The organism is Kluyvera sp. 142486, from assembly GCF_046569695.1.
GTDB lineage: Bacteria > Pseudomonadota > Gammaproteobacteria > Enterobacterales > Enterobacteriaceae > Kluyvera.
Window position 1 is genome coordinate 16,562 of the sequence record NZ_JBKHUI010000014.1, and the last position, 12,738, is coordinate 29,299.

Annotated in this window: 10 protein-coding genes; 6 read left to right on the plus strand and 4 right to left on the minus strand. The window is 56.1% G+C overall.

Features of this window, described 5'->3' with window-relative positions; translation table 11 throughout:
* The first annotated feature begins 75 nt into the window (after positions 1-75).
* Positions 76-1,488, plus strand: coding sequence for a cell division protein FtsP (gene ftsP / locus ACLGE8_RS15670; protein WP_410999806.1), 1,413 nt, complete (start codon positions 76-78; stop codon positions 1,486-1,488).
* A gap of 208 nt (positions 1,489-1,696) precedes the next feature.
* Positions 1,697-3,868 (plus strand): YgiQ family radical SAM protein, encoded by a 2,172-nt coding sequence (locus ACLGE8_RS15675; protein ID WP_410999808.1) that lies wholly within the window; start codon positions 1,697-1,699, stop codon positions 3,866-3,868.
* Positions 3,869-3,988: 120 nt separating this feature from the next.
* Here ACLGE8_RS15675 and dkgA read toward each other — a convergent pair whose 3' ends face one another.
* The gene (gene dkgA / locus ACLGE8_RS15680) at positions 3,989-4,816 is read right to left on the minus strand and encodes a 2,5-didehydrogluconate reductase DkgA (protein WP_410999810.1); all 828 of its coding nucleotides are present in this window, start codon (positions 4,814-4,816) and stop codon (positions 3,989-3,991) included.
* A 227-nt stretch (positions 4,817-5,043) separates the two neighbouring features.
* Entirely contained in the window at positions 5,044-6,207 is a 1,164-nt protein-coding gene (gene yqhD, locus ACLGE8_RS15685) for an alcohol dehydrogenase (protein WP_410999812.1), read from the minus strand.
* Between the two features lie 197 nt (positions 6,208-6,404).
* On the opposite strand from yqhD, the gene ACLGE8_RS15690 reads away from it, so the two are divergent.
* Positions 6,405-7,298 (plus strand): AraC family transcriptional regulator N-terminal domain-containing protein, encoded by an 894-nt coding sequence (locus ACLGE8_RS15690; protein ID WP_410999814.1) that lies wholly within the window; start codon positions 6,405-6,407, stop codon positions 7,296-7,298.
* A gap of 138 nt (positions 7,299-7,436) precedes the next feature.
* Here the strand turns inward: ACLGE8_RS15690 and yghB are convergent, their stop codons facing one another.
* Both yghB and metC read right to left on the minus strand, forming a co-directional pair.
* Positions 7,437-8,096 (minus strand): DedA family general envelope maintenance protein YghB, encoded by a 660-nt coding sequence (gene yghB, locus ACLGE8_RS15695; protein ID WP_410999816.1) that lies wholly within the window; start codon positions 8,094-8,096, stop codon positions 7,437-7,439.
* 247 nt (positions 8,097-8,343) lie between these two features.
* Complete coding sequence (gene metC / locus ACLGE8_RS15700; RefSeq protein ID WP_410999818.1) at positions 8,344-9,531, minus strand: cystathionine beta-lyase; 1,188 nt, start codon at positions 9,529-9,531, stop codon at positions 8,344-8,346.
* 251 nt (positions 9,532-9,782) lie between these two features.
* On the opposite strand from metC, the gene exbB reads away from it, so the two are divergent.
* The 3 genes from exbB to ACLGE8_RS15715 all read left to right on the plus strand — a co-directional run bounded on the left by exbB (position 9,783) and on the right by ACLGE8_RS15715 (position 12,629).
* Entirely contained in the window at positions 9,783-10,514 is a 732-nt protein-coding gene (gene exbB / locus ACLGE8_RS15705; protein WP_185668363.1) for a tol-pal system-associated acyl-CoA thioesterase, read from the plus strand.
* 6 nt (positions 10,515-10,520) lie between these two features.
* Positions 10,521-10,946 carry a TonB system transport protein ExbD gene (gene exbD, locus ACLGE8_RS15710; protein WP_185668362.1) on the plus strand — a complete coding sequence of 142 codons (426 nt, stop codon included), beginning with the start codon at positions 10,521-10,523 and terminating at the stop codon, positions 10,944-10,946.
* Positions 10,947-11,177: 231 nt separating this feature from the next.
* Positions 11,178-12,629 (plus strand): methyl-accepting chemotaxis protein, encoded by a 1,452-nt coding sequence (locus ACLGE8_RS15715; protein WP_410999820.1) that lies wholly within the window; start codon positions 11,178-11,180, stop codon positions 12,627-12,629.
* The last annotated feature ends 109 nt before the right edge of the window (positions 12,630-12,738 follow it).

Here is a 12,738-nt window from a genome sequence, read left to right on the forward strand (position 1 = left end):
TGCCCGCGTTGCGGCTGTATTGCTGTTGGGAAAATGATTTCCCGCATTTGATTTGTCAGTTTTGATGGAGCTTATATGTCACTCAGTCGGCGTCAGTTTATTCAGGCTTCGGGCGTTGCGCTTTGTGCCGGCACCGTGCCGCTGAGGGCACAGGCCGCAGGGAAGCAGCCCGCATTGCCGGTGCCTCCGCTGCTGGAGTCTCGCCGTGGACAACCGCTATTCTTAACGCTGCAACGTGCGCACTGGTCGTTTACGCAGGGCACGCGCGCCTCCGTCTGGGGCGTCAACGGCCGCTATCTTGGGCCGACGATCCGCGTCTGGAAGGGTGACGATGTCAAACTCATTTACAGCAACCGTCTGACGGAAAACGTCGCCATGACCGTGCGTGGCCTGCAGGTACCGGGGCCGCTGATTGGCGGCGCGGCGCGCATGATGACGCCAAACGCCGACTGGGCACCGGTGCTGCCTATTCGCCAGAATGCGTCAACGCTGTGGTATCAGGCCAATACGCCAAACCACATGGCCCAGCAGGTCTATAACGGCCTGGCGGGAATGTGGCTGGTTGAGGATGAAGTTAGTAAGTCCTTACCATTCCCAAACCACTACGGCGTCGACGACTTCCCGGTCATTATCCAGGATAAGCGTCTGGATAACTTTGGCGCGCCGGTGTACGACGAGCCGGGCAGCGGTGGTTTTGTTGGCGATACGCTGCTGGTCAACGGTGTTCAGGGACCCTTCGTCGAAGTATCGCGTGGCTGGGTGCGTCTGCGCCTGCTGAATGCCTCTAACTCTCGCCGTTACTCACTGCGGATGAGCGATGGCCGTGCGCTGCACGTCATTTCCAGCGATCAGGGCTTTCTGCCTGCGCCGGTCTCCACCACCCAAATCTCGCTGGCGCCGGGTGAACGTCGCGAAGTGCTGGTCGATATGACCAACGGTGATGAAGTGTCGATTACCTGCGGTGAGTCCGCCAGCATCATGGAGCGTATTCGCGGTTTCTTCGAACCGTCGAGCATTTTGATCTCTACGCTGGTGCTGACCCTACGTCCGACGGGGCTTCTGCCGTTAGTGACCGATAACTTACCGATGCGCATACTGCCAACCGAGGTGTTGAGCGGCACGCCGATTCGCAGTCGCGATATTCTGCTCGGCGACGATCCAGGCATCAACGGCCAGCTGTGGGACCCGCAACGTATTGATATCACCGCGCAACAGGGTACCTGGGAGCGCTGGACGGTGCGCGCCGATGCGCCGCAGTCGTTCCATATTGAAGGGGTGATGTTCCAGGTTCGCAACGTTAACGGCGCGACGCCGCTGCCGGAAGACCGGGGCTGGAAAGATACCGTCTGGATTGACGGTCAGGTTGAGCTGCTGGTTTATTACTCACAGCCGTCATGGCCACACTTCCCGTTCCAGTTCGCCAGCCAGACGCTGGAGCTTGCCGACCGTGGATCTATCGGGCAGATTCTGGTTAACCCGGCTCCATAGTAGGCCGGATAAGGCGTTTACGCCGCCATCCGGCAATCCGCACCGAATTGCCTGATGGCGCTACGCTTATCAGGCCTACTGTAGCCCGGCCGAGCGCAGCGACGCCGGGACTCACACCACGTTATAAATTCCCACTTCATTCATAGGGCATTCGGGCTTATAATCCCCGGCCTTTGTCTATTTTTTTGCCAATTTTTTCGGAAGCAATATGAGCGCTATCTCCCTGATCCAACCGGATCGCGACCTTTTCTCCTGGCCGCAGTACTGGGCCGCCTGCTTTGGGCCGGCTCCGTTTTTGCCAATGTCACGTGAAGAGATGGATCAACTTGGCTGGGATAGCTGCGACATCATTCTGGTAACCGGCGACGCCTACGTTGACCACCCGAGCTTCGGGATGGCGATTTGTGGCCGTATGCTGGAAGCGCAGGGCTTCCGCGTGGGGATCATCGCCCAGCCGGACTGGAACAGCAAAGACGACTTTATGCGTCTGGGCAAACCGAACCTGTTCTTCGGCGTCACTGCCGGCAACATGGACTCGATGATCAACCGTTATACCGCAGACCGCAAGCTGCGCCATGACGATGCCTATACCCCAGACAACGTCGCGGGCAAACGCCCTGACCGCGCCACGCTGGTGTATACCCAGCGCTGTAAAGAAGCGTGGAAAGATGTGCCGGTTATCCTCGGCGGCATCGAAGCCAGCCTGCGCCGTACCGCGCACTATGACTACTGGTCCGATACCGTGCGCCGCTCGGTGCTGATTGACGCCAAAGCTGACATGCTGATGTTCGGTAACGGCGAGCGTCCGCTGGTTGAAGTGGCGCACCGTCTGGCGGCAGGCGAGCCAATCGCACAGATCCGCGACGTGCGTAACACCGCGATTATCGTCAAAGAAGCGCTGCCGGGCTGGTCCGGCGTCGACTCAACCCGCATCGACACCCCGGGGAAAATCGACCCGATTCCGCATCCGTATGGTGAAGACCTGCCGTGTGCCGATAACAAACCGGTAGCACCGAAAAAGCAGGAAGCCAAAGCCGTTACCGTGCAGCCGCCGCGCCCTAAGCCGTGGGAGAAAACCTATGTCTTGCTGCCGTCCTTTGAAAAGGTCAAAGGCGACAAGGTGCTGTATGCCCACGCTTCCCGTATTCTGCACCATGAAACCAACCCGGGCAGCGCCCGTGCGCTGATGCAGAAACAGGGTGACCGCAACATCTGGATTAACCCGCCGGCAATTCCGCTCTCCACCGAAGAGATGGATAGCGTGTTCGCGCTGCCGTACCAGCGTATTCCGCATCCGTCATACGGCAAGGCGCGTATCCCGGCGTATGAGATGATTCGTTTCTCTATCAATATCATGCGCGGCTGTTTCGGCGGCTGTTCCTTCTGCTCTATCACCGAGCACGAAGGGCGTATCATTCAGAGCCGCTCTGAAGATTCAATCATCAACGAGATCGAAGCCATTCGTGACACGGTGCCGGGCTTCACCGGCATTATCTCCGACCTGGGGGGCCCAACGGCCAACATGTACATGCTGCGCTGTAAGTCGCCGCGTGCGGAGCAGACCTGCCGTCGTCTCTCCTGCGTGTACCCGGAAATCTGCCCGCATATGGATACCGACCATACGCCGACGATTAACCTCTATCGCCGCGCCCGTGACCTGAAAGGCATCAAGAAAATCCTTATCGCCTCTGGCGTCCGTTACGACCTGGCGGTGGAAGACCCGCGCTATATTAAAGAGCTGGCAACCCACCACGTGGGCGGCTACCTGAAGATTGCGCCTGAACACACCGAAGAGGGGCCGCTGTCGAAGATGATGAAGCCGGGGATGGGCAGCTATCACCGCTTTAAAGAGCTGTTCGACACCTATTCGAAGCAGGCCGGTAAAGAGCAGTATCTGATCCCGTACTTTATCTCCGCCCACCCAGGGACGCGCGATGAAGATATGGTGAACCTGGCACTGTGGCTGAAGCAGCACCGATTCCGTCTGGACCAGGTGCAGAATTTCTACCCGTCGCCGCTGGCGAACTCGACCACCATGTATTACACCGGCAAGAACCCGCTGGGTAAAATTGGCTATAAGAGTGAAGACGTGGTGATCCCGAAAGGCGATAAGCAGCGTCGTCTGCATAAAGCGTTGCTGCGCTATCACGACCCGGCTAACTGGCCGCTGATCCGTACGGCGCTGGAGACGATGGGTAAAAAGCATCTGATCGGCAGCCGTCGTGACTGCCTGGTGCCTGCGCCAACGCTCGACGAGATGCGCGAAGCGCGTCGCCAGAACCGCAACACCCGCCCGGCGCTGACCAAGCACACGCCGGTGGCGCACCAGCGTCAGGCTCCAAACGGCATCAAAAAGCGTCCTAAACCCGCGTCGCGTTGAGTTAAAAAAATACCCGGCAAATGCCGGGTATTTTATGCCTGATGGCGCTGCGCTTATCAGGCCTACTCGATGATTTGTAGGCCGGATAAGGCGTAGCCGCCATCCGGCGCTCCTTACGGCTTAACCGCCAAACTGGTCCGGGTCCGGGCCTAAACGCTTACCCTGATCCAGCTTCGTAATCTCACTCAGCTCATCTTTATCCAGACGGAAATCCCAGACGGCAAAGTTTTCGGTGATGCGCGACGGCGTGACCGATTTCGGGATCACCACCAGGCCGCTGTCGAGGTGCCAGCGAATGACGATTTGCGCTGGTGTCTTACCGTATTTATCCGCCAGAGCACGGATGACTTTCTGGTCAAACACCCCTTCACCGCCCTGTGCCAGCGGGCTCCAGGACTCGGTCTGGATTTTATGCGTGGCGTTCCAGGCGTTCAGCTGACGCTGCTGCATCAGCGGATGCAGCTCAATCTGGTTGATAACCGGTGCGACGCCGGTTTCATCAATCAGCCGCTGCAGATGAGGCACCTGGAAGTTACACACGCCGATGCTCTTAATCAGCCCCTGTTTTTGCAGTTCAATCAGGCTCTTCCACGCATCGATATAGTGATCGGTTGCGGGAACCGGCCAGTGAATCAGATACAGGTCGAGATAGTCCAGCTGCAGGTGCTCCAGGCTCTCTTGCAGGGCATCCGCCGCGCGGAGATGGGAGTCATTCCACAGCTTGGTGGTGATGAACAGATCCTCACGAGCAACGCCCGCGCTCTTAATCGCTTTACCGACTCCCGACTCATTTTTGTAAGCGGCGGCGGTATCAATGGAGCGATAGCCCACCTCGAGTGCTTTATGAATCGCGGTGACGACTTCCTCATTCGTGGCCTGCCATACCCCAAGGCCGAGCTGCGGCATTACATTGCCATCGTGCAGTTTAATCACGGTTGGATGTGTCATGCATTTCTCCTTTTTACGAGCTTATCGGGGCAATGCCCCGATAAGGTTTGTAGGATTAAGTCTGGTCGAAATATGCAAAAACGAAAGTTTGCTCGTCGTCTTTCAAGCCGCCGATGCGTTGTCTGCGCCAGCTCACCCCAGTCACTTACTGATGTAAGCTCCCGGGGATTCGCTGCCTTGACGCCTTTCTGCAGCTCGAAATACTTAGAGCAAGAAACGGAGGGCGATTAGCGTGCTGCTTCGTAAATACGGCGGCTCACGTCGAGGGTAATATCCTGATTTTCACCCAGTTTGGTCATACCGTGCTCTTCGAGTTTTTTCAGCAGCGCAGGGATAGAGCTGCCGTCCAGACCGTAGTCGGACAGGCGAGTTGGCACACCCATTTGTTCGAAGAAGCTGCGGGTCGCGGCGATAGCAGCGTCGATGCGCGCATCGTCAGAACCTTCGGTAATGTTCCAGACGCGTTCTGCGTACTGCAGCAGTTTGGCGCGTTTGGTATCGCGTTTTTCATTCCACAGTGCAGGCAGCACGATAGCCAGCGTCTGCGCGTGATCCAGGCCGTGCATTGCGGTCAGTTCGTGGCCCAGCATATGGGTTGCCCAGTCCTGCGGCACGCCAGCACCAATCAGGCCGTTCAGCGCCTGAGTTGCAGCCCACATCACGTTGGCACGAACGGCGTAGTTTTCCGGTTCCTGCAGCGCTTTCGGGCCATCTTCAACCAGCGTCAGCAGAATGCCTTCTGCGAAGCGGTCCTGAATTTTGCCGTCAACCGGGTAGGTGACGTACTGCTCTACGGTGTGAACGAACGCATCCACAACGCCGTTTGCGACCTGACGCGGCGGCAGGGTATAGGTATAAACCGGGTCCAGAATGGCGAATACCGGCTGCACGTGTGGTGACATAAAGGCGCGTTTGTCACCGGTGGTTTTACGAGAGATAACGGCGCCTTTGTTGGACTCGGAACCGGTCGCTGGCAGCGTTAGCACGGAACCCATTGGGATAGCGCTGGTGACGTTGCTGCCGTAGGTTTCCAGAATTTCCCACGGGTCGATGCTTTCATCGTAGTGCGCGGCAGCAGCGATAAACTTGGTGCCGTCCAGCACGGAACCGCCGCCAACGGCCAGCAGGAAGGTGACTTGCTCTTCGCGGGCGATTTTCACCGCGTTCATCAGCGTTTCATAAGATGGGTTTGGCTCAATACCGCCGAACTCCAGCACGTCCAGACCTTGCAGCGCGCTCAGCACCTGGTCCAGCACGCCGGTTTTTTTCACGCTACCGCCGCCGTAGGTAATCAGTACGCGAGCGTCAGCGGGGATCTGAGCGCGCAGGTTTTCGATAGCACCTTTACCGAACAGAATGCGGGTTGGGGTATGAAGATCAAAATTAAACATTGCTCGTTCCCTATAGTGTGGGTGGAAAAAGAGGGCGGTGAGGGGTCATCACCGAATGACATCATTGTGGTCTTCGACGTCGTACCTCTCAATGCACATTTCTGCGATTGTCTTGCCCATTTCTCCATAGCTCTGGAGAAATACGTTAAACAAAGCCACAATGACAGCGTTGGAAAAAGTACCTGGAGCCCTCGTTGATGAACCGTGAAGAGATCTGTGCGCTGCTGACAGAAAAGATTAAGCAGCTGAAAAATAAAGAACAAAACCTGAGAACCTTGCTGCCGGATATTCAGCTTATTTATGGTACTCAGCCAAGTGGTCGCACACCGGTGATGTATCGCCCGGGCATCGTGTTTCTCTTTTCCGGCTATAAGATTGGCTATATCAACGAGCGCACCTTCCGCTACGATGCCAACGAATATCTGCTGTTGACAGTACCTTTACCCTTCGAATGTGAAACTTTTGCGACCGGGGATGCGCCGCTGGCCGGATTACGCCTGGATGTTGATATCCTGCAGCTACAGGAACTGCTGATGGATATTGGCGAAGATCCGCTGTTTCACCCGTCGTCGATGGCGGAAAGCGGGATTAACTCGGCCACGCTCTCCGAAGAGATTCTCTGCGCCTCGGAACGCCTGCTGGACGTGATGGAGCGCCCGTTGGACGCCCGCATTCTGGGGAAACAGATTATCCGTGAGATGCTCTACCACGTGCTGACCGGGCCGCGAGGCGGTGCGTTAATGGCGCTGGTTAGCCGCCAGACCCATTTCAGCCAGATTAGTCGGGTGCTCAAGCGTATCGAGAGCCAGTACACCGAAACGCTCAGCGTGGATCAGCTCGCCGCTGAGGCTAATATGAGCCTGTCGGCGTTTCACCATAACTTTAAGTCGGTGACCAGCACCTCGCCGTTACAGTATCTGAAGACCTATCGTTTGCATAAAGCGCGGATGATGATGGTGCACGACGGGCTGAAGGCCAGCGCCGCGGCAATGCAGGTGGGGTACGAAAGCGCTTCGCAGTTCAGCCGGGAGTTTAAGCGTTATTTCGGCATGACGCCGGGAGAGGATGCTGCAAGGCTGCGGGGAATGTAATTTGTCGCTCGGGCGAGGCGTTTACGCCGACCCGGGGGGCGGGTGCCATTCCCGGCGTCGCGTTGCTCGGCCGGGCTACAATGCGTTGGTAGGCCTGATAAGCGAAGCGCCATCAGGCATGATATGGCACGTTACCGATTACGCGTCGCAATACTTCTTCTTAATCACCACAATCACCGTGCCCAGAAGCCCGGCAACCAACAGGACAATGGGCAGGATCATCAGGAAGGTCATCACCTGATCTTCATGACGTTTCACAAACGGGATCATGCTAATGGCATAACCTAAGCTCGTCACCACGCCCACCCACAGCAGCGCGCTCAGCCAGTTAAAAATCTGAAAGCGGCGGTTCGACAGGCCGGAGATGCCCGCCATGGTAGGCAGCAGAGTGCGAACGAATGCCAGAAAACGTCCCGCCAGCAACGCCAGCAGACCGTGACGGTCAAACATACAGGTTGCGCGCTGGTGGTATTTATCCGGCAGCTGCGCCAGCCAACCTTTCACCACGCGGGTGTTACCCAACCAACGGCCCTGAATATAGCTCAGCCAGCAGCCGAGGCTGGCGGCCGCGGTCAGAATGGCAATGGTAGGAACGTAGCCCATCACGCCCTTCGCAATGAGCGCGCCCGCTAATAGCAGAAGGCTATCGCCGGGTAAGAATGAAGCGGGAAGCAGGCCATTTTCCAGAAAAAGAGTGGCAAACATGACCAGATAAACGACCCCCACGACGTGCGGATTCGCCAGAGCAGCAAAATCGTGCTGCCAAAGCGCGGCGACAATATCTTGAATAACGACCATGAACATTCCTGTGGAACAGCGTTTTCGCTTATTGTACGCCCGAAAGATTAAGAACACCTTGATCGCGTGCGCAACTCATGAAGCCGCGCTGTCCTGATTTACTGACAACAACGCGGAAACGGTTTACGCAGACGGTGGTGAATCACTTCGGGGACCGACTGTTCTCAACATCGGTGACGCGCCTGACTGACGCATCAAAAACATTGCTAACCCACCCGATAGCCTGGGCCACCGGGCTGAGGTCATGTTACACGATGCGGGCAAATCCTGCCGCTAAATCCGCAATCAGATCGTCAACGTTTTCTAAACCGATATGGACGCGCACCAGCGTGCCGGTGAAATCGATTTTTCCTTCCGGACGAATGCTGGCGAGTTCGGACGGCTGATTCGCCAGAATCAGCGACTCAAATCCGCCCCAGGAGTAGGCCATGCTGAACAGCGAGAAGTTATCGAGATAGTTCGCCAGCTCTTCATTGTTCAGCTGTTTTTTAAGCACAAATGAGAACAGGCCGCTGCTGCCGGTAAAATCACGCTTCCAGAATTCATGCCCTTTACTGCCCGGCAGCGCAGGGTGGTTCACGCGCTCAACCTGCGGCTGTTGCGCCAGCCATTCGGCAACCTTCAGGCTGCTTTCATGGTGCTGACGTAAACGCACGCCCAGCGTACGCAGGCCGCGGCTGGTCATGTAAGCGGTATCGGCGTCGAGCATCTGGCCCATCAGGTAGGCGTTTTCGCGCAGTTGTGCCCAGCAGCGTTCGTTAGACACCGCAGTACCGACCATTGCATCCGAGTGGCCAATCAGGTATTTGGTGCCTGCCTGAATGGAGATGTCGATACCGAAATCGAGCGCTTTAAACAGAATCCCCGCCGCCCAGGTATTGTCGATCATGATGATCGCTTCAGGCGCGACGCGGCGCACGGCGGCAACGATGGCCGGAATGTCGTGCACTTCCATGGTGATGGAGCCAGGGGATTCCAGGAACACGATTTTGGTGTTGGGCTTAATCAGTTCGGCAATCCCTTCGCCGATCATCGGGTCAAACCAGCTGGTGGTGACGCCCAGTTTGCCGAGAATTTTGGTGCAGAAGTCCTGACTTGGCTCATAGGCGGTGTTGGTCATCAGCACATTATCGCCCTGTTCCACAAACGCCAGGATGGTATTGGCGACCGCGGCCGCACCGCACGGGAAGAGGGCGCAGCCGGCACCGCCTTCCAGTTCACACATTGCTTCCTGCAATGAGAAGTGGGTGAGAGTGCCGCGACGGCCGTAGAACAGCTCGCCGTTAGCGCGGTTGTGGGTCGCATGCTTTTTGGCGGCGACCGTGTCGAACACCAGCGAAGAGGCGCGCTGAATGACGCTGTTCACCGATCCCTGGGTGTATTTTTTGCTGCGTCCGGCGTTAACCAGCGCGGTATCGAGGTGCTTGTCTGCCATTTTCTGTCTGCCTGTTTTTATACGTCTGGATGGCTAAATTAACACGATTGCACGCGGGATCTACCGTTTAGTGCGCGAACAGCAGAAAATTTTGCCAAAAAACCGGCTGAAAACTTTTTTACTGCGTAAGCGCAAGGAAAATAAGTGTGATTTGGGTCAATATGTAAATACTAATGAGAACTACTATCAATTCGGCGATGTTTTGATATTATTGTGCTCAGAATTTGTGATTTATGTCCTGGAGATACACAGTGGGTAATAATTTGATGCAGGCGGATCTCTCCGTTTGGGGTATGTATCATCATGCCGACATCGTGGTTAAAGTGGTCATGATTGGCTTGATACTGGCATCCGTCGTCACCTGGGCTATTTTCTTCAGCAAGGGTGCTGAGCTTCTTTCCCATAAGCGCCGCCTCAAGCGCGAACAGAAACTGTTAGGCGAAGCGCGTTCCCTGAATCAGGCGAATGAAATTGCGGCTGCATTCGATGCCCGCAGCCTGAGCACGCAGTTAATCAACGAAGCTGAGAACGAGCTGGAGCTCTCTGCAGGTTCGGAAGATAACGAAGGCATTAAAGAACGTACCGGCTTCCGTCTGGAACGTCGCGTGGCGGCCGTGGGTCGTCATATGGGCCGTGGTAACGGTTTCCTGGCGACCATCGGCGCTATCTCCCCGTTCGTCGGCCTGTTTGGTACCGTATGGGGTATCATGAACAGCTTCATCGGCATCGCCCAGACCCAGACCACTAACCTGGCGGTTGTGGCGCCGGGTATCGCAGAAGCGCTGCTGGCGACCGCGATTGGCCTGTTCGCCGCGATTCCAGCGGTGGTTATCTATAACATCTTTGCGCGTCTGATTGGCGGCTTTAAAGCCAACCTGAGCGACGTTGCGGCGCAGGTTCTGCTGCTGCAAAGCCGTGACCTGGACCTCAGCGCCAGCGGCGTACATCCGGTGCGTACCGCCCAGAAATTACGAGTAGGTTAACGCCCCATGGCAATGCGTCTTAATGAAAATCTGGACGATAATGGCGAAATGCATGATATCAACGTGACGCCGTTTATCGATGTCATGTTGGTACTGCTGATTATCTTCATGGTTGCTGCGCCACTGGCAACCGTAGATGTCAAAGTGAATCTGCCTGCGTCATCCAGCCAACCGCAGCCTCGCCCGGATAAACCGGTCTACCTGTCGGTGAAGGCGGACAAATCGATGTTCCTCGGCAATGATCCTGTCACCGACGACAACATGGTGACGGCGATTGATACGCTCACGGAAGGCAAGAAAGATACCACCATCTTCTTCCGCGCGGATAAAACCGTGGACTACGAAACGATGATGAAGGTCATGGATACCCTGCACCAGGCGGGCTATCTGAAGATTGGCCTCGTTGGCGAAGAGACCGTCGCGAAAAAATAAGTATCCCGGATGGCGCGTTCTGCGCCATCCGTTATTATTCCCCCTGCAATATAATATTTCCCTTAAGTCTTATATATTCCAACCCGCTGTTAAATAAAATTAAGTACAACTTAATCTTAGCGATATATTTTTAACAATATAGTGGCTAGCAAGAAATAACCCCTCTACGCTTAATTCTGAACGCTAACAATAATATGACGTGAAATTACACCTGCGCGGGCGGAATATATCATGGCAATAATGACGTTTTGGCAGCCCAACGGGCTGTCTCAGAATCTGTTCTCTTTATCCTCCATTCGCCGCAGAGCGGACCGACTGCTGATGGCGCTGGCCTGGGTGATGTGGGGTGTTTCGCTGGGCGTAGGGGCGATAAACGATAACCTCAGCCTGGCGCTGCTGGTGGCCACGCTGCTTTCGGTGCTGGGCACATTGATGACGCTCCTTCTTCCCGGCAGATTAATTACCCGGCTGGTCTACGCCTTTATTATGATGGCCTATTCCGCGCTGCTTATTCAACTGGGCGGTGGCGAGACCGAATACCACTTCTCGGTGTTTGTATTGCTCTCTGCGTTGCTGGCATGGCGAGACTGGCGGCCATTAATTATGGGTGCGGCCGTTATTGCCGTACATCATCTGGTGTTTAATTATTTACAGGAATATGGCCTGTTTAATATTACCGTATTCATGCATACCGGGCTGGAAATGGTGGTGATGCACGGGCTGTACGTGGTCGCGCAGACGATATTTCTGGTGCTGCTGGCGGTGCGGATGGAGCAGGATGCCCGTTCGGCCAGTGAGGTGGCGAAACTGGCCTCGGTTATCAACCGCGAGTCGGGCTTCCTGACGCTTGAGCGTGACAGCAAAACCAGCCGCTCTCCGTTTGCCCGTACCTTTAGCCTGACGCTGGATGCGATGCGAAATACCCTTGAACAGGTTAGCGGCAACGTCTCTGAGTTGCTTGAAGCTTCGCAAACCTTGCTCCAGCGCAACACCGCGCTCTCCGAACGTACGGACAACCAGGCGCGCTCGCTGGCGGTAACCGCCAGCGCCATGGAACAGCTCGCCGGGGCAGCCTCGCTTACCAGCGAGAAGGCCAGCGAAGCGCGGACGCTGGCGGAGCAGGCAAGCGGCGTAGCGCAGGAGGGCGGGGAGAATATTCGCCTGGCAATGGCTTCAATGGCGCATATCCGCGACGAATCGCTGAAAATCAACGGGATTCTTGAGCTTATCGACGGTATTGCCTTCCAGACCAATATTCTGTCGCTGAACGCCTCCGTTGAGGCGGCGCGGGCGGGCGCGCACGGCAAGGGCTTCGCGGTAGTGGCGGCCGAAGTGCGTACGCTGGCGCTACGCTGCGAAGAGGCGGCCCGCGATATTCGCCAGATGATTGCCACCTCCGTTGAGCGTACCCATCAGGGGGCGGAGCAGGTTGAACGGGCGGGGAAAACGATGGCGTCGATTATCAGTAATATCGACAGCCTGCAGTCCTGCGTCGATGTGTTGTTCTCAATGAGCGACCAGCAGAAAACCAGCGTGCTGCAGATGAAAGGCAGCATTGCCACCATCGATGCCAGCGTGCAGGAGAACATCCAGCACGTGGCCCAAACCATTCAGGTGGCGCATCAACAGCAGCGTCATACCGGTGAATTGAAGTCGGCGATTTCCGTTTTCCGCCTGGTGTAAGGTCACAAAAATGAAAGTGGTATGATAAATCATCCAGTTATGTGACAACTTCCGCAGTTGCCAGAAAACATAATACCAGTACGAAAAATGACAATAGGATTGTCTTAGC